Raw genomic sequence first — 23,003 nt, forward strand, 5'->3', positions numbered from 1 at the left:
ACTCGTATTAATATGTATATTATTACTGCCGCATAATTGAACGCAAATTTACGAAAAAAAAGTTCCCTGACAAAAGCACAAAGAACTTTTTTAATCTATACGTATTTTTATTTGGTATTATTAATTTGTTATTTGATGATGAGGGCTATTCATATAAATGTAGGTTAAATTTTTCTGACCATTTCAAACTGTTGTCCTTTTGGGGTAAGTCCTAATGATGACAAGAAACCAGTGACTGATTCACAATCGCAATCAACATTAGTAAATTTGAGTACATCGCTTTGAAAATGACTGACAGCACTTTTAAGCAAGGACTTGCCTATTCCTTTACGCCGGTAATCTTTTGCAACTGCGAGGGATGAAATATCGCCTGATGCCGGTTCAAAGATAACAAATCCGACAAGTTCTTCTCTTTCATAAGCTCCCAATATGTCCAAATTGTCGATTCCGCGTTCCAGTGAAGCCCTGTCATTTTGCCATGAAGGATGAAAATCGAACCAGGCCGTTTGGTTAAGGCAGTTTTTTAAATCCGATGGGAGTATGCGACATGCAGTATGGTTTACTTGCAATACAGGAACAATATCGCTCAGTTTGGCAGAGTAGTAGTTGAAATTTCTCTGTGTTTCAAAGCCTAATTTGCGATATATTTTTATTGCTTTGTGATTGTGTTGCAAAACTTCCAGTACATATTGCCGAACTCCTTGTTGATATATCAATTCGAGGCTGAAAGTGAATATTTTTTGGGTTAGGTGTAATCCCCGGAATGAAGGTACGGTTCCCGTCCCTGTGTCATAAGCCGTCAAGATGTTGTTGTACATGCCTGTTCCGTTAAACACAAAAGAAATCAGCCGTCCTTCGAAAAATGCTCCGAAAGATAGTTGTGGATTGTATCCTCGTCGGTCGAGCATGCGTCGCAATTCATCCGCATTCAAAGAGAAATCATAATCTTTGAATGCGGATGAGAATGCCGCATACAAATCTTTGAAAGAAACGGACTCTAAAGAATGAATGATGATTCCCATATCGGACGGTGTTATGTGTTTGGATTTTTATCACTATTCTCTACGGTTAAACCGTGCTGTTTGAGAAAGCTGAGCTTATCCCAATAACCTCTTTGGAAAACGATTTTATCGTTTTGCACATGGAAGAATCCGCATCCTCGCAACCCGAGCGGATCTTTCCATTCCATGATAGCCCATTCTCCATCCTCGAATATATGCTCAACAATACAAACCATTTTTGAGGTTGCAAATTCATTTACAAACATTTTATGGATAGCTGTTTTTCCTATAACCGGGGTGTTTGCGACTTGATGGTTTATGGCATCCTGAGCGTATAAGTTTGCCAAAGCGACTGCATCGGCGGCGTTGAAGCAGTCAATCCATTCTTGTAGTATCTCTTTTGGCGTCATATTTTTCGTATCTTTTATTCTTTAATATTTAATTGTTGCTTTTTCCTCTATAAGTTAGAATTAGATATTTTTCTAATTCCTTTTGAAATGATCATCAAAAACAAAATTAGTATTTTTTTCTGTTTTACTGATGATTCTGTAGAAATATTCTCGTTCATATTATTGTGTCATAAGGAACGTGTCAAAAAAGCGGTTTCCACATTACAGCTTTATGGTAAAATGAGTTTAACCAACTACATAACGCAATCTGTTGTCGGTACTGTTATCTATTTCCCATTCGTATTCTATTTAGCCCCTTATTGTGGGTATGCAGCAAGTTATCTTATCGAATTCACTCTCTTTGGGAGTCAAATATGGTTGTGCAAATGGTGGCTGACAAAACATAAACAAGGTTAGTTGGAATATTTTTTGGTATAATGTTTATAAACATAAATCAAGAAAGAATAAATAAATTTAATAGAGGCTGCCCAAAAAGAAAGAAATCCTTACAATCACTCTTCTACAGATACTTGCAGAGGGGATAAGATTTACTTTTAGACCTTTTGGATAGCCCCTATTAATATTTTATATAAAATTCATAATTTTAAATTTTTATCCCTTTCGATCGGTTTTCATCCTTAAACTGAAAACCCGGACGCCCGATAATGATATGATTGGCAATGAAATTGCCAGACGGACTTCGTTTATCCATCGGGCTGCGTATCGGTGGTGCATCATCGGTTTGTTGTGGCGATATGCTCCGTACACCTTCCGAAACAGGCTTGACCTCCTGTCCGTCGTTCTCCTTTTCGGCGACATCGGGTGTAGGCGGCGCAAGCTCTAACTGTATTTTGCGGTCAAGCGCGGCAAGTTCGGACTTCAACTGTTTCAGTTCGTCCTCCTTTTTCCATACCTTACTTGCTATCTCCTGCAACTGTGGGACTTCCTTTTCCAGCACCTCGTTCTTTCCCTTATACTGGTCGATGATGGACGGAATCCTCTCCAATGCGTTCAGGAAATTACGTGCGGCGGCTACCGGATCAGCCATCGCCAGATGCCCGTTATTGTAAGTGTACTTGTAGTTTCCCTCCACCACGAAACGGTTGTCGGTAAACTCCAGCCCCTCTTTGAGTATTCTCTCGCTGACCACCTTTATCGGAAAACCGTAAAGTTCCCCGACAGGCTTGTACAAACCGCCCGTCGTGGCGTTCTTGGCGATTTCCTGCAAACGCTTTCCGATAACCTTTTCATCGGTAGAATCCACACCGTCCACCTTGACAGCATTCTGGCGATTGCCCTCCTTATCGGTCTTGACAACGGAAAGAAAGCGGTTCCAATCTTCCGTCATGGCTTCGATTACCGCCGTATTGTTGCGCAGTTCCCCCGTCTTGGCTTCCAGCTTGAACTCCGAATCGCGCTTGCCCTTGTTGAACGACTTGCGTTCCCCTTCGAGCGAGGCGATACGCTTTTCCAGTTTCGCCTTGTCCAAAAGGTCGGTATTGCCGGAGAGCAACGCCATGTACTCCGAGAAGTTCATGCCCGATTTCTCGTCCATAGCCCCCTCGTCGATGGTACGCGCGCCCATCGCCCCGCTTTTGAGCTGCGAGATGAATGTCTGCTTGCAGTGCAGCAGGTTGAACTTGTAGCTGTCCAGCGACTTTTCCACAGCGTAGATGATGACATCCACGTTGTTCCCGGCAAAATGCTTGGCAATCTCGTTGCCTGCCCTGACTCCCCGTCCGTCACGCTGTTGTAGGTCGGACGGACGCCACGGCGTATCCAAATGATGGATTGCGACACACCGTTTCTGCGCGTTCACACCCGTTCCGAGCATGGAGGTGGAGCCGAACAGCACGCGCACCGTTCCGGCGTTCATGGCGTCTATCACCCCCTTGCGTGCCTTGTCGGTCTTGCACTCCTGAATGAAGCGCACCTCGCCTGCCGGGATGCCGTAGTCCTCCGTCAGTTTCCGCTTTATCTCGCTGTACACGTTCCACCCGTCGCCCGGCTGGTACGTTCCCAGATCCGAGAACACGAACTGCGTGCCTTTCTGCGCGTCATACCTGTGGTAATACTCCGCAATCGTCTTGGCGCAGTGCGAAGCCTTGTTGTCGGGGTGGTCTTCGTAATGCGGGTCTATCATGCGCATATCGAGAGCCATCTTGCGGGCGTAGTCGGTGGCGATAAGCATCTTCGCCTTCTCCTCCGTTTCCGACAGGGGTGGTCTGCCCAGCAGCGTGGCGTCACCCGTCTTGGCGAACTGCATCAGCTTTTGGATGAAGTCCTCCTGCTCCGGCGTCGGCGGTATGTGGTGCAGTATCTCGTTCTTGTGCGGACGGTCCACGCCCACGTCCTCCGCCGTGCGGTAGTCGGTTATCTCGTTGTAGAAGGCGGCAAGCTCCGGCACTTTGATGAAGTAGCGGAAACGCTCCTTCTGCACCACGTTGTTCGTCACGTTGAACTCGAAGTCGGTCGTCTTCTTGGCAAAGATAGCCGCCCAAGCGTCAAAGCAACGAATATCCTGCCGTTCCAGTTCCTTAGGGCGAAGGTACTTGAAGAGCAGGTACAGCTCCGTCAGCGAGTTGCTGATGGTCGTACCGGACAGGAACGTAGCCCCCAAGTCCTTGCCCGTGCGTTCCTGTATGGTACGTATGGCAAAGAGCATGTTCAGGGCTTTCTGGCTTCCTTCCGAGTTTCCCAATCCCGCCACACGGTCGTGCCGCGTGTTGAAAGTCAGGTTCTTGAATTGATGGCTCTCGTCAATGAAGATATGGTCGATGCCCATCTGCTTGAAGTCCACCACATCATCCGTGCGCGATTGGATGGCATGTTCCACCTTCTCCAACTTCGCTTCAAGGTTGTGCTTGCGCTTTTCCAGCCCTTTCAGCATCGCCCTCGACACGTTCTTGCCCTGTTGCCGCAGGACTTCGAGATTTTCCTCCACCGTGTCAAGCTCCGCTTGCAGGATGCGCTGCTGCAACTCCGGCGACTGCGGAATCTTGCCGAACTGGTCGTGCGACATGATGACGCAATCGTAGTCGTTGTTCTTGATGTTGTTGAAGAAACGCACGCGGTTGGCGGTCGAGAAGTCCTTCTCCGAGGCATAGAGAATCCGCGCGTTGGGATATGCCGCCTGATAGGTGGCGGCAATCTCCGCGACATTGGCTTTCAGCCCGATAATCATCGGTTTGTGCGCCAAGTTCAGGCGCTTCATCTCATGCGCTGCAATACACATTATCAGCGTTTTACCGGTTCCCACCTCGTGGTCACAAATGCCACCGCCATTCTGTTTGAGCATCCAGACGCAATCCATCTGTGACGGATAGACGCTCTTGATACCCCGGCTTGCCAGCCCTTTGAGGTTGAGGTCGGGAAATGTCTGGTGAGAGCCGTCATACTTTGGGCGCACGAAACAGTTGAACTTGCGGTTGTACATCGTCGTCAGCCGTTCCTTGAACTGCGGCGACTGCTCTTCCAGCCATTCCGAGAACCCGTTGCGGATTTCATCAATCTTGGCGTTGGCGAGCTGTATGCCCTCGCTGTCACGCACCTTGATGTCATTGCCATGCTCGTCCTTACCGATGGATTTCATCATGTCCGGGCAGGTGTTGTGCAGGGCGTGTTTCAACAGGTGCATGCCGTCATAGTTCCGGTAATAGCCCTTCACTAAAAACTCGTCCGTGATTTTCATGGTGCGGCAGCCGCACGCCACCGAAAACTCATCCATGCTTGCGGAGTAGGCGATTTTCACGTCCGTGTCGAAAAGATGGCTCATATAGGCGGCATACACGCCCGTCGGAATCCAGCGTTCCCCGAAATTGAAGTCGAGGTCCTCAAAGGCGATGCGCGGCGGCTCGGCTTCTTTCAGAGCCTCCAACGCCTGCTTCACTTCCGGCATACGTCCGTTTTCGGGGTTGTCGCCCATCCATGCCTCGATGCGCTCCGCCTTTTCTATCACATTCCCGGCGATGAACCTGTCCTTTATCTCGTAACCGGTTACGAGCGGGTTGTAGAAGATGCGTCCTTTGAGGGCGTCAAGCAATCCCTCCTCCGTGCTGTCGGTTATCTCCCGCATATAGTCGAGATTGACCGTGCCGAACTTGTTGAGCGACGCGGAGAGTGCCTCTTCGGGAGAGCTTACGTTGGCATGGCTCTCCACAGAGAAGGAAACGGGACGCTCGAAAATGTCCGCCTTGACGAACCTGCCGTCCTCCGCCCGTTCCAGCGAAAGGATGTCGCGTCCGGCGACATCCATCATCAACAGTTTCACGTTATGCTTGGCATTGAGGTTGCCGTAGCGCATGACAAACTCATCGTAGCAGGTGTTCAACGCTCCGCGTTGCGCAGACCCTTCATCGTGATACTCCGCCTCGTAGCGGTAAAGCCGCTCGTATGCGTCACGGAGTGACACATACAACATCGCTTTCTCCTTCTGGTAGCCGGTCAGGTCAAGCGGTTGGAATGTCGCGCCGTAAGGCGTGAGGCCCTTCAAATAACCGAGATTGCGTGAAGCATCCAGTACCATAGAGCCGTCACGGTAGTGCGGCTCCAGCATACCGTTGAACGGACGGGGAGAAAGGTCGAGAGGTTCCTCCTTCGGCTTTTCCGTTTCAAATTCAGGGAAAAGGGAAGTTGTTGTCTCACTTGCGTTATTGTCCGTAACGGGAACGGTTGCGACTTCCGTCTGTGCTTCGGGGCGTTTTGTCGCTTCCTTTTCCGGCATGTCAATGGCGGGAGCGGCTTTCACCGCCGTCCCGTCCACCCGTTGCTTCTCCTGATGCTGTGCCGCCAGCCTGCGAAGTTCCTTGCGTCGCTCCGGCGTGAGGTCCATCATCATTTCATAGAAACCGTTGATGGGCGGATTGGTGTCCCAATCCAAAGAGGCGTAAATATCATCCAGATCGCCTTTGGCTGCGAAACTCACCGGCTTTGTTTCATGGCTGTCCCTCTTCTCCGTCAGTGGTGCAACAGACGGCTGTGGCGGTGCAGTCGTAACCTTCGGCGTAACCTGCGCCTGCGGTTTGGGAGGCATACGCCTTGCCGGGCTTTCCTTTTTCGCCGTCTTTTTCTTCTTGGCGGGGGCTTCCTGCTTGCGTACTTCCTCGGTCATGCCCCAGAGGTCGAGCAGGGAGAGCTGCACGCCCTCCGAATAATCGGGGCGGCGCGGCTCTATCTCCGACTTTTCTTCCTCCGGCTGCGGTGTTGCCGCTTCGGGCTTCGCTGCCATTTCATGACGTGGCTGTATCTCAGGAGTGACAACCGGTGTGGAAATGGTTTCTGTTACCGTGCTTTTCCCCTGTGCCGGATGCAGGCTGTGCATTTCATACAGCTTTTTGTCCAACTTATACAGCTCAATATCCATATGTTCCCGCAAATCCTCCGCCATTTGCCCGATGCCGTCCCGGTGCATGACTTTATAGGCTGGTTTCCCGTAAGGGTCTGTGCCGCTTATCAGATCCGAGTGGGGAATCATGCCGATGCTGCCGACATACCCGTTCTGGAAACTGCCTATCGGTGTCTTTTCCGTCTGCACGAACAACTCTTCATAATCGTACAGCTCCCGTTTCTTGCCGCTGTTCTTTTGCAGGATAATCAGGTCGCTGCCCACTTCCGTACCCGCGTTGTCCGTGAAGAGGTTGTTCGGCAGGCGTGCGACTCCCACCAGATTGGCATTACGCATCATATACTCGCGTATGGGCGCGTTGGACGGTGCGTCCAGTACCCCTTGAGAGGTGATGAACGCCACGATGCCGCCCTCACGCACCGCGTCAAGGCTTTTCAGGAAGAAGTAGTTGTGTATTGCCTTCGGTGCGGAACGCCTTGCCGGGTCTTGGCTTCCTGTAAATTCCGGGTCGAACACAGCCACGTCGCCGAACGGGATGTTCGAGATGGCAAGGTCGAAATAGTCCGTGAAGGGCTTCTCTATCTTCTCGAATCCCTGCACCCTTACCTTTTGGTCGGGATGCAGGTGTCCCAATATCTTGCCCGTCATCAGGTCTTTCTCGAAAGCCATGATGTCCGCGTCCGGCTTGTTTTCCAGCACGGCATCCACGAATGCGCCCACGCCCGCCGACGGCTCCAGCACACGGTCGGGACGTATGCCGTGTTCATGCAGAGCCTCCGCAATCGTGCCGGTTATCTCCGGCGGGGTGTAGAAAGCGGTCAGCACGGACTGCTTCATGGCATCCACGTACCGCTTGTACTCCGTATCGTCCTTGCTGTTTTCACGCACCAGCCTGTGCAGTTCTACCGTAGGGGTAAACAGTTCGAGGTCCGATTTCGCCCAATGCACGGCATCCGTCAGTTCCTTTGCAGGATTCAGTATGCACTTCAACCCGCCGAAACCGCAATACTTCCGAAGTATGGCTTGTTCCTCGGCGGTTGCCGTCCTCCGTTCCCTGTCAAGGATGAATGCCGTCCGTATCGCCTCGATGTTGTCCCGCAGCCGTTGTTTGCGGTTAAACGCCATATTCCCCGATATAAAGGACGGCGGCTCCCGTCAGCTCCGTGTAGAGCAGGTCGTATTCGGGCGACAGGGCGAAATTGTCGTCCGAAAGGTCATAGGCGGAGAATACGTTGCCGACCGGCGGCAGCAACTTTCGGATGAAGGCTTCGCGTTTCTTTCCCGGCACTTCGTCGGCAAACTCGTTTTCCACGACTTCGCGGAGGATGGCGTACTTGGAATAGCGAAGCCCCCGCAGGAGCGTGTCCATCGCCAACTCCTGCGCCCCTTCGGGCGGATAGCCTTCGAGCCGCGCACGCTCATACGTTTCGGCGGCACGGTCGGCACGCTCCCGGATGAAGGCATCGTCGGAAGCCTGTTCAAACCTGTTCGTGCGGAGGTAGTCCAGCAGGTACAGACCGTAATAGGAAAAGTCGGTCTGACCCTCGTTTTTCTTCTTGTTGTTCATTACTTTGGAATTTAGTGGATTGATAATGACGGGGATAGTCGTCTGAAAAGGAGAAAGAAAAGGCACTCGGTATCCCTCCGAGTGCCACCACTAAATCCAAAGTATGAGTGTAATCCGGTATCGAAGAACAATTCATTACTCTGAACAAGTGGCAAAGGTAGTGCAAATCGAAGACAATACGAAATAAACCCGTTTATTTCTATTGTTGAGGTGCAGCCTACTTTCTCAAAAGTTAATACTATTTCTTCCGTCCTGAAAATTTCCTGCTCGTGTTCCTTTCGGGGAACACGAAAGTCGTGTTATAGTCCCCGTCAAAGGCGACTATGGCGTCGAAGCTCTTGCCCTGCTTGCTCTTGAAGCCTTTGAGCAGCTTCGTATGCCCGTCGGTGAGCAGGTCTTTGATCTCGTCATCGGAAAGGGTGCGGTTCGCTTTCAGGCGGAACACGGGCAGCCCGCACTCCGCGTTGTCGCAGCGTACCACCTTGCCGTAGAACTGCATGCTGCCCGTCCCGCACTTGGGACACTTGCAGCCGGAATCCCTGCGGGCGAACAGTTTGTCGCACGAGAGCAGTTCGGAGGTGATTTCGCGTGTGTACGCCTCTATCTCCCTGCGGAAGGTTTCGGCGGGCATTTCCCCGCGCTCGATGCGTGCCAGATTCTTCTCCCATTCGCCCGTCATGGTTACGTCGGCGATGCGCATCGTCTTCACGACCGAATAGAGGGCAAGCCCTTTTTCAGTCGGCACAAGCGATTTCTTGCAGCGTTCCATGTAGCCGCGCTTGAAGAGCGTTTCGATAATCGCCGCACGGGTGGCGGGCGTGCCGATGCCGCAGTCCTTCAACGCCTGACGGAGTGCATCGTCCTCTATGTCCTTGCCCGCCGTTTCCATTGCCGACAACAGTGTCGCTTCTGTATGCAGCGGCTTGGGTTTGGTCTTTCCCTCCGTGATGGAGCAGCCTTTCAGCGTCAGCGTGTCGCCTTCCCGCCAATCGGGGATGGAGGTTTCTTCCTTGTCCTCCACGCTATAGACGGCACGCCATCCGGCTTGCCTGATGACGCTGCCTTTCACCGTGAACTCCACTCCGGCACACTCCGCCGTGACGGTGGCGGTGTCCTTGACGCATTTTTCGGAGAAAGCCTCGATCATGCGTCCGGCAACCATCTGATAGACGGTGCTGTCCTCTTTGGAGAGGAATAGTGGCTTCTCGCCCGTGACGAGCAGGGCGTGGTGGTCCGTCACCTTGCCGCCGTCCACGCTTCTGCGTGTCGGGACGCATTTCGGCTGCACCTTGCCTTTCCATTCGGGCAAAGCCCCGATGAAGGCGAGCAGCTTGGGGATTTCGGCGAACACGTCTTCGGGTATGTAGCGGCTTCCGGTTCGCGGATAGGTGATGAGCTTCTTCTCGTAAAGCTTCTGCGCGATTTCAAGCGTCTGTTCCGCCGTGAAGCCGTGCTTGGCGTTGGCTTCCTTCTGGAGCGTCGTCAGGTCGTACAGCAGCGGTGTTTCCTCCGTCTTCTCCTTGCGTTCGGCTTTCGTGACGGTGGCTGTGCCTGCCGACTTCACCTTATTATATAGTTCCGTCGCAGGCTCTTTCTCTTTCCACTTTTCGGAAGAGGAAAACTTCACCGTTCCTTCATCGCAGCCGTCCGTTGCGATATGGAGCTGCCAGAAGGCTTCGGGCGTGAAGCGGCGGTTCTCCCAATAGCGTGCGCACACCATCGCCAACGTGGGTGTCTGCACCCGCCCGATGGAGTACGTGCCGTGTCCGGCGGCGATGGAGAGTGCCTGCGTGCCGTTGATGCCCACGAGCCAGTCTGATTCGCTCCGCGCTTTGGCGGCAAGATAGAGGTTGTCGTATTTGCCGCCCGCTTCGAGGTTGCGCAGTCCCTCGCGGATAGCCTTGTCGGTAAGCGAGCTTATCCAGAGGCGGACGAACGGGGTGGTGCATCCGGTATAATGGTAGAGGTAGCGGAAGATAAGCTCACCCTCGCGCCCTGCATCGGTCGCCACGATGATCTGTTCGCTTTCCTTGAATAGCCGGGCAACGGTCTTGATCTGCGCCACCACGCCGCTGTCGGGCTTGTAGCCCTTCTCCGTCTTTACCTGACGGGGGACGAGCGTGAAGGTGTCGGGAATGACGGGCAGATTGTCACGGACGAAACCGCGTATGCCGTAGCCGTCGGGCATGGCAAGCTGCACAAGGTGTCCGAACGCCCAAGTCACGGCGTAGCCGCCTCCCTCGAAATATCCTTCCTCTCTCTTTGTCGCGCCCACGATACGGGCGATCTCACGTGCCACAGACGGCTTTTCTGCAATGATTGTCTTCATATTCTTCTGTCGTTTTGAATTTTACAAATGTTACTTCGGATTTAGTGGCGGACACGGGATTACATCTTCATGCCCTTGTTGTTTCTTTTCTGCTGCTGTTGCTGTGCGGTGTCCTTCGGGGCGGTCTGTCCCTTCCGCAACGGCTCTTTCAGGTTCTTGGTAGCCTCGTTGGTCTTGCCCTCGCTGTTCACCGCCACCTGCGTGCGGCTCTCGTTGGAAGGGGCGACCTTCTGCGCGTTGTCGGGGTTGGTGTCGTAGCGGTACGGGCGTCCCTTCTCCGGGTTGAACTTGATGTACATCGTGGCGTGGAAGCCCTGCTTGTCGGTCACGTTCTCTAATTTCACGGCTTTGCCAGCCACGTAGTCGGCTTTCTGCTGTTCGGTGAAGTCCACGCCGCTCCATTTGCTGATGGGGCGGATGCTGCCGTCGGCGTTCGTCCACGTGTTGCGGCGTTGCTCCTTGTTCGTGCCTCCGGCATTCTCCGTACCCTGCGCCTGTCCCTGTGCGGGGGTGTTCTTCGTTTCCTGCGTCCGGGCGGTACGGGGCGACCTGCCGGTTCCCGGCACGAACTCCACGCCGCGCTGCTCCACGTTCACTTGCAGGGTGGTGACGAACTTCCTGCCGTCCTTGCGCTCGATGAGCTTGTCGCGCACGGGCAGCCCGGCACGCAGCATGTCCTGCTCCTGCTTGGTGATTTCCGTCTTGCCGATGCGTTCCGGTATGCGCACCTTGTTCGTCGGGACATCCGTGATTTCGTTCGTCTTGCGGTCAATACTGACGAACGAGGGGATGATCTCGCCCGTTTCCCTGTCCACGAGGTCCACGACCCTGCCGAGGTTGCCTGTTTCGCGCAGGTTCTTCCGGTCGTCGTCGGAGAACTTGTGTTCCTTGTACTCGTCGAGCTTCTGCTCCTTGCGGATGAAGTGCGGCACAAGGCTGACATTGCCCTCGCCGTCCTTCTTGAAGGAGAGGCGGGCGTCCAGCTCGAAAGCCTCTCCGCCGAAATTGGGCGACACCCTCACCAAGTCGGACTTGCCGTAGTTGAGCATTCTGTTAAGGTCGCCCGACTTTTCAAGGTCGTCGCGCTTCACGCCCCATTTCTCCTCCAACTCCTGCCAGTTGATCTTGCTCTCGTCGATGGGCTGGTAGCCCCGGTTGCCCTGCGTCTGCTGCGGGCTTTCCTGATTCTGTTCGTTTTTCTGTTCCATCTCTTCCTGTTTTTTAGGTTCGTCATCTTGTTTCTGTTCCGGTTGTTCCTGCTTTTCGGCGGACTGCTCCTCCTGTACTTTCTTTTCGTAGCCGGAGGTGTCCACCTTGTGGGGCGCAAGCAGTTCCTTGTTGCCGTCGGGGTCTTTCAGCAAGTCCTTGATAACCTCCAGCAGCTTGTCGGCTTGGTCCGCCGCGACACGGTAGAAACCGAAGCGGCTGGGTTCCTTGCACTGCCGGAAGAAGTTCTTGAAGAAGTTGTCCAGCACGTCGCCGTGCCGGTCGAATTGCAGGAAACTCTGCGCGTTCTCCGCTTTCGCGGGGATGCGCTTGGGGGAGCCGTCGGCGTTCAGCCCGGCTACCACGCTGATTTCGCCCGTCTTCTCGTCACGGACAACCAGCACGTCCTTTTCGTCTTTTTTCTTTGCCATCTGAAAAATGTTTTAATGGTTATTTTTGAAAGAAATTATGGATACGGGCCTTGTAGAAGGCTATATCTTCCTTGCGGAAGTCCTTTACATGTTCGGAGAGGAACGTCAGCACGTCCGCCTCGCTGTAATAGGTCTTTTTGCCGAGCGTCTTGTAAGGCAGCGCGCCGATGCTGCGGTAGCGTTGCAGGGTGCGCTTGCTGATTTGGAGCAGCATGCACAGGTCTTGGTTGTCGAAAAGCCTGATCCCGTTCATCGGGTTCGGGGCTTTGCCGGACGGCTGCATGGAGAGCAGCATCTCGTCCTGACGGTCGAGCCGTTCCATCACCTTCTGCATCCAGTTCTCGAAATTGTTGCGGGTAAGCAGTTCCATGTCCTACGTCCTCCTTCCTTTGGGTCTGCCGCCCGTGCGCAGCGTGTGGTTGCGTTTCAGCTGTTCCGGTGTCGCGGCTTCGCCCGTGACGGTGCTGTCTTCGAGCAGGCGGTCTATTTCAGACTGCCGGTAGCGGCACTTGCCGCGCAGCACGACATAGGCGATGCGCTGTTCGCTGCGCATGCGCTGGAGGGTGCGGCAACTCACGTTCAGCAGGTGCGCCGCCTCGCGGGTGGTGAGCAGCCTGTCGGGGGATTCTTCCTTCCTACCGCCGGAAACGGCACGCACGTGTGCCGCTATCTCGGCTATCTGTTCCGTCAATGCGGTGAAGGCGGAACTTTCCATCGTTATCACTTTCATATTCAGTCCTTTCTTTTGGTTTATTTGCATGAACATAGGCTGCGCCTCGGCATACCGTTCAAGCGAGCTTGACGTGCTGCGCTCGGCTTGCGCTATGTTTCTGCGACAAAATTCGGCAATAAACCAAAGGGGCTTTAACAGCTCACTACGTGGCTCACGTAAGATTTTTACGGATAATGGCTCCGTAACCCGGACAGACGACGCAACAAGCTGCCTTTTAGTGGGAAACGGCACGTGTTCAAGGCGGCTTCGTTACCTTTGCGGCAAACTCTGAAATGTTTTGCTTATGGAAATAGTATCTATCGAGAAAAAGACCTTCGAGATGATGGTGGCGTCCTTCAACGCCCTCGCGGAGAAGGTAGCCGCCCTGAGGCGCAGGAGCGACGGCGGGCGGATGGAAAGGTGGCTCACGGGCGAGGAGGTCTGCGGGCAGTTGAGGATCAGCCCGCGCACGTTGCAGACCTTGCGTGACAGGCGGCTTATCGGCTACTCGCAGATTAACCGCAGGTTCTATTACAAGCCGGAGGAGGTCAAAAAGCTCATTCCGCTTGTCGGCACGCTCTATCCCTGCGGGAAATGATTTGATTTTTATTATTCACAACCCACTGAATCCGAAATGATGATGAACGAGAACAATGAAGTGTTTACAATGGAGGACGAGCCGCTTGCCTCCGTCGTGCAGAACATGCGCAAAGGCTCGAAATGGCTCTCCGCCTTTCTGGAAAGTTACCGCCCGCCGTTGGACGGGGAACGTTACCTGACGGACAGGGAGGTGGCGGAACTGCTCCGTGTCAGCCGCCGCACCTTGCAGGAGTACCGCAACAACAGGGTGCTGCCCTTTATCCTTTTGGGAGGGAAGGTGCTTTACCCCGAATCGGGGTTGCGTGAGCTGCTGGAGGCGAACTACCGCAAGCCGATGGAATAAGGCGGCTGCATGAAAAAAAAGGAAACGGGCAACTCCTTCACGGGGCTGTCCGTTTCCTTTTTATTCTTATTATTATATGTCTTCTGCGTTTTCAGCAATACCCGGCTTTTCCGTTCTGTATGAACATCACGTATGCCTGCCGCTTTTCCTTCGAGAGTGCTTTCTCTACCAGCCACGTGCGGAACACGTGTGCATGGTAGGTGTTCAGCCGGAAGGCAACGGGGATGATGATTTCAAGCGAGTAAACATCCGCGTGCAGCCCGTTTTCAAGCCGCATGTAGCGGCACACCTCGTAGTCGTTCAGCACGTCCGGCTTGCGGACGGCTCTGATGGCGGCGTTCACAGCCGGGACGCCCGTGTGGAACAGTCCGGCGATTTCTGTGGCGGTCATCCATATCTCGTTACCGGTTACGCTGACCGTGTTGTCCTCTATGATGATGGTTCCTCGTGTCATGGCTTCTCTGTTTTTAGATGGTGCAACATGAAAATTCCTCGATGCCGTTCAACCTTGCGGCAAGGTTCTCCATGTCTTGGTTGAGCTTCTCTTTGGTGATTTTCGCGTATATCTGCGTCGTCTTTATGCTCTTGTGTCCCAGCATGGAACTCACCGTTTCGATGGGTACGCCGTTGGAGAGGAACACCGTCGTGGCTGCCGTGTGGCGGCTCTGATGCCACGTGATATGCTTGGTGATACCGCAACGCTTGGCGACGGAACGGATTCCGGCAAGGCACGTGTTGTAGTGGGGAACGGGGAAAATCCTGCCGTTCCCGCACAGACCCCGGTATTTGTCGATGATGCGCTTTGCGATGTCGAGCAGGCGGATATTGGACACCACGCCCGTCTTCTGGCGGTTGATGTTTATCCACTCGTGTTCGTCGAAGTAGGTATGGATGTTCTCTTCCGTCAGGTTGCGCATGTCGGCGAACGACAAGCCCGTGAAGGCGCAGAACAGGTAGAGGTCGCGGTAAAGCTCCTGCTTGGCGTTTTTCAGCCTGCCCTCCATCAGCAGCCGGATTTCCTCTTTCGTCAGGAAACTGCGTGTCGTTTCCTCCTTCTTGATTTCATACTCCCGGAACGGGTCGCGTGTGAGCCACTCGTTGTTGATGGCGATGAACACCATCGTCCGCAAGGGGCAGACATACAGCCACACGGTATTGGTGCAGCAGTGCTTGTCCGTGCGTAGGAACATCTCGAAGTCGGAGATGAAAGCGGGCGTAAGCTCTTTCAGCGCGATGTCCTTCACGCGGTAGCGGATGGTGAGGAATTCTTGCAGGTGCTTGTAAACGGTCTTGTACTTCAGGAGCGTGCCTTTGGCTTTCATGCCAGCCTCCACCTGTTTCTCGTAGTCCTCGTTGTGCTGGCGGAACACCTGCATCAGCGTGTGGTAGCGGTGTTCCAGTCCGAGAAAGGCGTTCTTGACCTTCTCCGCCGTGACGAAATTGTCACGCTCCATGATTTCCTGATAATGTCTGTTGATGCGCACACGCATCTTGTCGAGCATGCGGTTCGTTTCGAGTGCCGCCGTGCTTCTGCCCGTGACACGTCCCCCTTTGGTGTCCCACAGCTTGGGATCGACGGTCAGTTTGCAACTGAACTGCGTCTGGCTGCCGTCCACCGTGATGCGTCCCATGACGGGTACTGTCCCGTCCTTTTTCACTACCTGACGTTTGAGGTAGTAGATTACTGAAAATGTACTCTTCATCGTCCTTAATTTTTTTAGGTTCAAAATTAGTCGGTGAAGAGTCCGTCGCCGGTACGCAAAACGGGGAGGAACGGCGCAATCTTTTTCCGTAACCGGATTTGTTGCGTGGGTTGTCAATAACTCACTAATCCTTAACGCCTTGTTTCGTTATCCGTGTCCGTTTGTCGCCTTTTCGGGCATGGTTACGGACAAGTAACGTAGCGGCGTCCTGATTTGGCTTTAGGGGTGATTGCGATGGCTTCACGAATAATCGGAAGCACAACTGAAACCCTTGTAACTCAATTCTATCACTATATCTTTCCGCATTTCACTTTTTTGTAGTAACTTTGTAGAAAAAAAAGTAATTTCTATTAGAACAAGGATTAAGACAAACTTTAGATTGGCTACTCGATATCCGGTCGGTCGTCTTTTTAGGGAAAGTAATATCCATTAGAATAAGGATTAAGACAAGACAGTGAGACCTTCACCACTGGCTAATGCTTCTATGTTTTGTTAGAAAATAGATCCATTAGAATAAGGATTAAGACAAGGGGCAGAAAGCCAAATCAGAGAGTTCCATTTCATTTTGGCTCTGGTTGAATCAGATAGTATATCCATTAAAACAAGGATGTCTCAAATGTTTTTTTACTACATTTCCTACAATATATACCTCTCCCTGTTATAGCCATTTGAAATATATCGCTTTCACAAGTGGTTGTAGTAAATCGAAAGAATAACGAAAAAGCTATTTCCTGCAACTTATACGCGCTTTTTTACGCCAAAAGTTTGCGAATCCGCTCTTTTTGCCTATATTTGACAAAACTGTAAACACTTAAATTTATGCAGGAAAACTTTGATTACACCTTAGTGCCCGGCCGGTTCGCCCACTGTTTCCATTGCGATTGCCGGAAGGCAGGCGAATGCTTGCGCTATCAAATAACCGCATTCTTGCCCACAGACCTTCGCAACGTCACGACCGTCAACCCCCTTTATACACCGGCGGATGAAGGATGTAGCTATTTCAAGAGCTGTACCCCGTTGGTTTATGCAGAAGGAATGAACAGGATGCTTGCCGATTTGCCTTACGAGAAAGCTAATGCTATCAAGCAAAGGATGCTTGCCCATTTTGGGAAGACGCATTTCTATCGCCTGAAACGCAAGGAACGGTATTTTACCCCGGAAGACCAGTTGGTCGTCAAACGTATTTTCCAGAATGCCGGGATCAAGGAGCAACCCCAGTATGATGCTTATATTGAACGTTTCGACTGGTAGAGCGACCGGAAGTTTCTCCCGAAGAAACTTTTGTTTCCTCCAGGAGAAACTTTATTTCTCTTTAGGGGAAACTTTTGTTTCTTGCTGATGAAGCTAAAGTTTCGCTTTGTGGAAACAACTGAAACTGTACGGTAAGAATGGAATAACATAATAAAGGACAACCATGAAAATAACGAAGCAAAAACTATATCGGAAGCGTTTGGCGGAACGGGCATTGACGATGGAGCAATTGGTCGGTTTGGTGAAAGATGGGAAGACGAAAGAGATGATCGGTCGCTTTAGGGACAAAATGCAATTGGCTTATCCGAACAGGCGTTATGCGATAACGCAGCAGATCCCGCAACTGTTGTTTGCCGGTACGTTCCGTCGTGGAGAAATGAAGGAATATAACGGGTGGATTTTATTGGAAATCAATCGTGTGTCAGGGATGAGAGAGGCGGCGGAGTTGCGCAAGAAGGTGTCGGAGTATCCGCAGACGCTGTTTGCGATGGTGGGAGCCAGTGGGCGTAGCGTGAAGTTCGTGGTGCCTTATACCCGTCCGGATGGTTCGTTGCCCCGGTTGCGTAAAGAGGCGGAGCTGTTTCATGCACATGCTTACCGCCATGCGCTGAAAACGTACGAACCTCGGCTTTCTTATCCGATCGACCTGAAGGAGCCATTGATCGGACAGTCTTGCCGCCTTAGCTATGACGAGGATGTTTTCTATAATCCGGATGCGTTGGCGATTCATTTGGCGCAGCCTACAGAACTGCCTGACGAAAGTTTCCATCAAGAAAAATACAATAAGTTGATGCCGGCCGAGAATGCCGTGAAGTCGCTGTTCGACCGTTACCGTTACCTTTCCATCCAATATGAGTTGGCGTTGGAGCAGGCGGTCGAGAAATGTGGCGATTTGGGTGACAGGTTGGATTTCAAACCTGTACTGGTTTGTTTGGGCGGATTGTGTTTGGGTGCAGGGATAGAGGTGGAGGAATGTGTGAAATGGACACAGCTTTATCTGGGTAATTTCCTGTCGGAAGTGGAGATACGGGAGACCTTGTTGAACGCCTATCGGGTGGCGAATGGATTCGGGGACAAGCCGGTTGTTAAACCGGAGCAACTTCAGGCATTGAAGACGGAGGAGTTTATGGAAAGGCGGTACGATTTCCGGTTTAATACGATGACCGGCGCGCCAGAATACCGGGAGCGTAACACGTTTTGTTTCGAGTACCGGCCGGTGACCGACCGGGTGATGAACAGTGTCGCCCTGAATGCCCAAAAGGAGGGATTGCAATTGTGGGACAGGGATGTGCGCCGTTATATCCATTCGGACCGCATCCGCGATTATGCGCCGATAGAAGATTACCTTTCCCGTTTGCCTGCGTGGGACGGGAAAGACCGCATCCGTCCGCTTGCTGCACGGGTCCCTTGCGATAACCCGCATTGGGAACAATTGTTTTATAGATGGTTCCTCTCCATGGTTGCCCATTGGCAGGGGCGCGACCGGCAGCATGGCAACAGTGTGTCGCCTTTGCTGGTTGGCGGGCAGGGATGTGGCAAGTCTACTTTTTGTTTCAATCTCTTGCCTCCCGAACTACACGTTTATTACACGGATAGTATTGATTTCAGTAAAAAGCGGGATGCGGAACTCTACCTGACCCGTTTCGGATTGATCAACATGGACGAGTTTGACCAAGTAAGCGAAAAGCACCAGGGCTTCTTGAAGCACTTGTTGCAGAAGCCGGTAGTCAATCTCCGTAAGCCGTATGCCACGCAAGTGGAGGCGGTCAGGCGTTACGCGTCATTTATTGCGACCAGCAACCATGTCGATCTGCTGAGCGACCCGTCGGGTAGCCGCCGTTTTATCTGCATAGAGGTGAAAGGGATGATAGACAACGTGCAACCGGTTGAATACGAACAGCTTTATGCGCAGGCGGTAGCGGCGTTGGAGCGGGGTGAGCGTTATTGGCTTACGCACGAGGAGGAGCAGGTGCAGATGCGGGCCAACGAGGAGTTTCGCCAGCGTCCGTTGTATGAGGATCTGTTTTACCGTTTTTACCGTCCGGCCAGCAACAAGGAGGAGGGCGTGAAGATGTCGGCCGGGGAGATTTACCTTTCGATACAACAGGCGAGTGGCCTGAAACTTCCGCAAGGACAGGTTGCGCATTTCGGGCGTTTTCTGAAGAGAATGGATTTGCCAGTGTCGGTCTCAAGTCGGGGACGGTTGTATTGGGTGGTAAAAAGGGAGAAATAGTGGTGGAAAGTGTGTTGTTTCAGGAAGAAGGGTGTTTGCTGCAACAACTGTTTAAACCGATTGTTATCAGTTGTTTAAATGCAGATTGTTGTAGTAAGTAGGAAAATAGAGAAAATAAGCAATGAGAAAGATAAAGATATTGAATGTCCGTTTTAATAATGAGCTTAGGAATGACGAGGTCGGGTTGTTCCGTGGAGCGGTACTGGCAAAGTTGCAGGAGGCATCGTCGGTTTTGTTCCATAATCATTTGGGAACTAATTTCCGATATTCCTATCCGCTGATCCAGTATAAGCGTCAGGGTGGGAAAGCTTCCATCGTTTGCTTGGAAGAGGGGACGGAGGCGATCGGGGAGTTGTTTGCCGCCGGTGATTTTTGTTTCCGGATCGGCAGCCGGACCGTACGGATGGAGATTGCTTCGATAACGGCCCGCCAAGTGCTGGTGCAGTTGTGGGATACCTTATTTGTTTATCGCTTGAATCGTTGGTTGCCACTTAACGAGGAGAACTATCGAGTTTACCAGACGTTGGAGGGGCTTGCCGACCGTTATGTTTTCCTCGAAAAGAAATTGATAGGCAACATCCTTTCGTTTGCCAAAGGTATGGGCATCTATTTTGAAAATCGTGTTGTCTGTAAAATCGTCGAGCTTGAAGAACCCTACTGGGTCTCATACAAAGGGGTACGCATGATGGCCTTCAATCTTTGTTTCAAATCCAACATTTCCCTTCCTGAAGGTATAGGGCTTGGAAAAGGCGTAAGCCTTGGAAACGGTATTTTACACGGATATTCTGTGAAAGAAGGTTGATTATTCTTTTTTTTATATATTTGAAATCCAATACGGCTTTTAATCTAGTAAACATGGAAAATAATAGAGAACGTATTTATTTGGCAGCTTTGTTACATGATATAGGGAAGTTTTACCAGCGGGCGGATACGGGGAGTGTCCGGTCAAGCCGGTATTTGAAAGTGCATGGGAAGGACGAAACGACATTCTGTCCTACTGCTTTGGCCGGGAGGTATAGTCATAAGCATGTGTTATGGACAGCCCAGTTCATAGAAGACTTTTCCTCTGTTTTTAAAAACTTGCTGTCCGGTCATTCAGACTGTTCGCTTTCTGAAAAAGACGGTTTGATGTATTTGGCTGCTGGGCATCATTTGCAGGAGGGGCAACTTTCTGAAGCCGGCCGGATTATTAAAGAGGCGGATTGCCTTTCTTCCGGTATGGACCGCTGTTCGGCAGAGGCTTTGAAAGACGAGCAAGACGAGGCGGAAACGGGTTGGGATTCGTTTAAGCGGAAGCGGATGGTTTCGATTTTGCAGACGATAGGCTCGCCGGGTGGCACGGATTGGCTTCATTTGCCGGTTCAGGAAATGGATTTGTCGAAAGAAAGTTTTCCTAAAAAAGGTTTTAGTACCGCTCCGGATTATGAGTCTTTGTGGAGAAAGTTTGAAAATGAGTTCAAGTTCATTCAAGCTAATACTTATCGGGCTTTTGCAGAGACATTGTTGAGCTTGCTGTTGAAATATACGAGTTGCATACCAGCCAGTACGATTAATTTCCCTGATGTTTCTTTGTATGACCATTTGAAGACGACGGCTGCATTGGCTGTATGTTTATACGACTTTCAGCAAAGTGGCAGCATCGAGAAAGAACCCTTTTTATTGGTTGGGGGGGATTTTAGTGGCATACAGTCTTATATTTATCAAATAGTCTCGAAATATGCCGGGAAAAATCTGAAAGGACGTTCCTTTTATTTAAGGATCTTGTCGGATGCGGTGGTCCGTTATTTGTTGAAAGAACTTCGATTGTTCCAAGCAAACGTGATTTATAATTCGGGAGGCGGCTTTTATTTGTTGGCTCCTAATACTTCTTTTGTAAGAGAGCAATTGAAAAAGGCAGAAGAGACAATCGAAGCGCATTTCTTTGAAGCACATGGAACTTCCTTGTTTGTGGCAATCGACAGTATCGAATTGTCCAAAGATACTTTGATGCATAGGCAAGCAGGAGGGGATTTAGGTCGTGTTTGGGGAAAGTTGTTCACGAAACGGGAACAGAAAAAATCAGCAAAGTTTGCTTCCCGTATATCTGCTGATTATGAGGCGTTTTTTAATCCTTTTCTGCGTGGTGGAGACGCACAACGTGACAGCATCACTGGCGAGGAGTTCTTACCGGAAGAGAAAGTTATAGAGAAAGGCGGTTTGAAGCTGAAAAAGATAACGGATGAACAAATAGAGATCGGGATAAAGCTTCGGGATACGAACCTGATTGTGGTGAAAGAGGGTGACGAACTTCCCTATTGGCGGGATAAAGTTCGGATTGCACCGGTCGATTTGGGCTTTACCTATTATTTCCTCAATGATGCCGATCTTTCCCAAATGAAAGAGAAGCTGTGTGCGTCGGCTGATAAAGTATCTGTCATTACCCTGAACGGAAAGGAAGGTGATTGTGATTTCCTTCATACGATGGACGGGATAAATAATATTTATAGCCTCGAATTTTATGGGGGTAATGAGATCGACAAGCGGATGGTACAGACATTCGAAGATATGTGTGAAAACAATCATTTTTCCCGTATGGGAGTCCTTCGGATGGATGTGGACAATTTAGGACATATCTTCCAGCAAGGAATAGCTCCGGAGCGTGCAACATTATCGCGGTTTGCAGCATTAAGCCGTTCGTTTGATTTCTTTTTTTCTGGCTATTTGAACACAGTTTGGAGAGAAACAGATCCGGAAAGATCATTCATTGTGTATAGTGGTGGTGATGATGTCTTTATTGTGGGTAGCTGGGACGTGACAATCCGGTTGGCAGAACGGATCCGCAATGACTTTAAGGAGTTTACTTGCCATAATCCGTTGTTCTCGTTATCCGGAGGGGTGGCCATCGTACCTTCAAAATTTCCGATTATGAAGGGTGCGGAAGAGAGTGCGAAGGAAGAAAGTGCAGCCAAATCGCATACCGTGCATACAGGTGATGTGGTTTCAGAAAAGAACTCTATCTCGTTTATGGGTATGCCGTTGAATTGGAATTTGGAGTATCCTCAGGTGAAAAAGTTGAAAGACAAGCTCTGTGATCTGTTGCAAACGGGGAGAATGCCGAAGTCGTTTTTGTCGAAGTTGATGAATCATTATGCAAATGCGGGATTTGTGGGGCATACCATAATGATTCCTAAAACGTATTGGATGCTTACGTATGATCTGAGCCGGATGAAAGAACGATGCAGTACAGATGTTCATATTTTGATTGATAATTGTATACGTGAAGTTTGTGACAAGAGTCGGAATACATTGAATGGAAAATCTATAACGACAAACTATCATGCTTTGGAGTTGTGGACTTTTGCGGCTCGTTGGGCAGAGTTGGAATATAGAAAAGATAAAGAATAACTTAAAAAATAAAAGAAATATGGCTTATTATGACAAGAATCAAGGGAATGGATATCGCTCTCAGATGGGAGGTTCAAATTTTAGAGGTAATAATCAAAATAGTGAAAAGGAAACTGCGGATGGAATTTTCAATAAGTTGGAATACCAAAGTTCTTGGATAACTCAGGAACCTACCGAAGCATTGGTGAAGTATGCGGAAACGGCAGGTCGGTTTATGGCTAAAAACGGCTTGACAAATTCGAAGATCAGAAGTATCTATGGAGAGATAAAAAGAATACAGATGGGGATCTTTGAAAGGGAAAAGCCTTCTTTCTATTTGTTGAAACCGAAAGTAGCCTATGCTTTGGGGCGGGATGATAAAAATGAAGGTTTGAAGTTGTTCAAGAAGATATTCGATCGATGCTCAGCAGATGTTTCCGATCAAAAAAGCTATCAAAATTTTTGTGGATTCATTGAAGCTATATTGGCTTACCATAAAGCGTATGGAGGAAAAGATTGATCTTATTTAAT

17 protein-coding genes and 1 pseudogene are annotated in these 23,003 nt (G+C 50.8%); 8 read left to right on the forward strand and 10 right to left on the reverse strand.

Annotation, left to right across the window (positions count from 1 at the left end; translation table 11 throughout):
• Positions 1–164 precede the first annotated feature (164 nt).
• Both NBH15_RS14240 and NBH15_RS14245 read right to left on the reverse strand, forming a co-directional pair.
• Entirely contained in the window at positions 165–1,022 is an 858-nt protein-coding gene (locus NBH15_RS14240) for a GNAT family N-acetyltransferase (RefSeq protein ID WP_007366527.1), read from the reverse strand.
• Between the two features lie 11 nt (positions 1,023–1,033).
• The gene (locus tag NBH15_RS14245; RefSeq protein ID WP_007366528.1) at positions 1,034–1,411 is read right to left on the reverse strand and encodes a nuclear transport factor 2 family protein; all 378 of its coding nucleotides are present in this window, start codon (positions 1,409–1,411) and stop codon (positions 1,034–1,036) included.
• Between the two features lie 117 nt (positions 1,412–1,528).
• Between NBH15_RS14245 and NBH15_RS14250 the strand changes: the two are divergent.
• Positions 1,529–1,807, forward strand: a pseudogene (locus NBH15_RS14250) (DUF418 domain-containing protein); the annotation flags it as partial.
• A gap of 187 nt (positions 1,808–1,994) precedes the next feature.
• Here the strand turns inward: NBH15_RS14250 and NBH15_RS14255 are convergent.
• The 6 genes from NBH15_RS14255 to NBH15_RS14280 all read right to left on the reverse strand — a co-directional run bounded on the left by NBH15_RS14255 (position 1,995) and on the right by NBH15_RS14280 (position 13,033).
• Positions 1,995–7,859, reverse strand: a complete 5,865-nt coding sequence (locus NBH15_RS14255; RefSeq protein WP_007366530.1) for a helicase-like domain-containing protein — start codon at positions 7,857–7,859, stop codon at positions 1,995–1,997.
• Positions 7,849–8,301 carry a DUF1896 domain-containing protein gene (locus NBH15_RS14260; RefSeq protein WP_007366531.1) on the reverse strand — a complete coding sequence of 151 codons (453 nt, stop codon included), beginning with the start codon at positions 8,299–8,301 and terminating at the stop codon, positions 7,849–7,851. The genes NBH15_RS14255 and NBH15_RS14260 overlap by 11 nt, the downstream gene beginning before the upstream one ends.
• A gap of 238 nt (positions 8,302–8,539) precedes the next feature.
• Positions 8,540–10,630, reverse strand: a complete 2,091-nt coding sequence (locus tag NBH15_RS14265; protein WP_007366532.1) for a type IA DNA topoisomerase — start codon at positions 10,628–10,630, stop codon at positions 8,540–8,542.
• A gap of 59 nt (positions 10,631–10,689) precedes the next feature.
• Positions 10,690–12,267: a DUF3945 domain-containing protein gene (locus tag NBH15_RS14270; RefSeq protein ID WP_007366533.1), complete on the reverse strand. Its 1,578-nt coding sequence runs from the start codon at positions 12,265–12,267 to the stop codon at positions 10,690–10,692.
• A 19-nt stretch (positions 12,268–12,286) separates the two neighbouring features.
• A complete protein-coding gene (locus tag NBH15_RS14275; RefSeq protein ID WP_007366534.1) occupies positions 12,287–12,637 on the reverse strand; it encodes a helix-turn-helix domain-containing protein in 351 nt (116 codons plus the stop codon).
• Between the two features lie 3 nt (positions 12,638–12,640).
• Positions 12,641–13,033 (reverse strand): helix-turn-helix domain-containing protein, encoded by a 393-nt coding sequence (locus NBH15_RS14280; RefSeq protein ID WP_014224631.1) that lies wholly within the window; start codon positions 13,031–13,033, stop codon positions 12,641–12,643.
• Between the two features lie 250 nt (positions 13,034–13,283).
• Here NBH15_RS14280 and NBH15_RS14285 point away from each other — a divergent pair, with 250 nt between their 5' ends.
• Positions 13,284–13,577, forward strand: a complete 294-nt coding sequence (locus NBH15_RS14285; RefSeq protein WP_007366536.1) for a helix-turn-helix domain-containing protein — start codon at positions 13,284–13,286, stop codon at positions 13,575–13,577.
• A gap of 39 nt (positions 13,578–13,616) precedes the next feature.
• Positions 13,617–13,922 (forward strand): helix-turn-helix domain-containing protein, encoded by a 306-nt coding sequence (locus tag NBH15_RS14290; protein WP_014224629.1) that lies wholly within the window; start codon positions 13,617–13,619, stop codon positions 13,920–13,922.
• 91 nt (positions 13,923–14,013) lie between these two features.
• On the opposite strand, the gene NBH15_RS14295 is transcribed toward NBH15_RS14290, so the two are convergent.
• Complete coding sequence (locus NBH15_RS14295; RefSeq protein ID WP_007366538.1) at positions 14,014–14,376, reverse strand: virulence RhuM family protein; 363 nt, start codon at positions 14,374–14,376, stop codon at positions 14,014–14,016.
• Positions 14,377–14,389: 13 nt separating this feature from the next.
• Positions 14,390–15,625, reverse strand: a complete 1,236-nt coding sequence (locus NBH15_RS14300; RefSeq protein ID WP_007366539.1) for a site-specific integrase — start codon at positions 15,623–15,625, stop codon at positions 14,390–14,392.
• Between the two features lie 819 nt (positions 15,626–16,444).
• On the opposite strand from NBH15_RS14300, the gene NBH15_RS14305 reads away from it, so the two are divergent.
• The 5 genes from NBH15_RS14305 to csm2 all read left to right on the forward strand — a co-directional run bounded on the left by NBH15_RS14305 (position 16,445) and on the right by csm2 (position 22,992).
• A complete protein-coding gene (locus NBH15_RS14305; RefSeq protein ID WP_250822913.1) occupies positions 16,445–16,876 on the forward strand; it encodes a DUF6078 family protein in 432 nt (143 codons plus the stop codon).
• A gap of 163 nt (positions 16,877–17,039) precedes the next feature.
• The gene (locus tag NBH15_RS14310) at positions 17,040–19,109 is read left to right on the forward strand and encodes a BT4734/BF3469 family protein (RefSeq protein WP_250822914.1); all 2,070 of its coding nucleotides are present in this window, start codon (positions 17,040–17,042) and stop codon (positions 19,107–19,109) included.
• A gap of 121 nt (positions 19,110–19,230) precedes the next feature.
• Positions 19,231–19,911 carry a CRISPR-associated endonuclease Cas6 gene (locus NBH15_RS14315; protein ID WP_250822915.1) on the forward strand — a complete coding sequence of 227 codons (681 nt, stop codon included), beginning with the start codon at positions 19,231–19,233 and terminating at the stop codon, positions 19,909–19,911.
• A gap of 53 nt (positions 19,912–19,964) precedes the next feature.
• Entirely contained in the window at positions 19,965–22,493 is a 2,529-nt protein-coding gene (gene cas10 / locus NBH15_RS14320; protein ID WP_250822916.1) for a type III-A CRISPR-associated protein Cas10/Csm1, read from the forward strand.
• A gap of 19 nt (positions 22,494–22,512) precedes the next feature.
• On the forward strand, positions 22,513–22,992 hold the full coding sequence (gene csm2, locus NBH15_RS14325; protein ID WP_250822917.1) for a type III-A CRISPR-associated protein Csm2: 480 nt from the start codon (positions 22,513–22,515) through the stop codon (positions 22,990–22,992).
• Positions 22,993–23,003: the final 11 nt, after the last annotated feature.

Source organism: Parabacteroides caeci (genome assembly GCF_023656795.1).
Classification (GTDB): domain Bacteria; phylum Bacteroidota; class Bacteroidia; order Bacteroidales; family Tannerellaceae; genus Parabacteroides; species Parabacteroides segnis.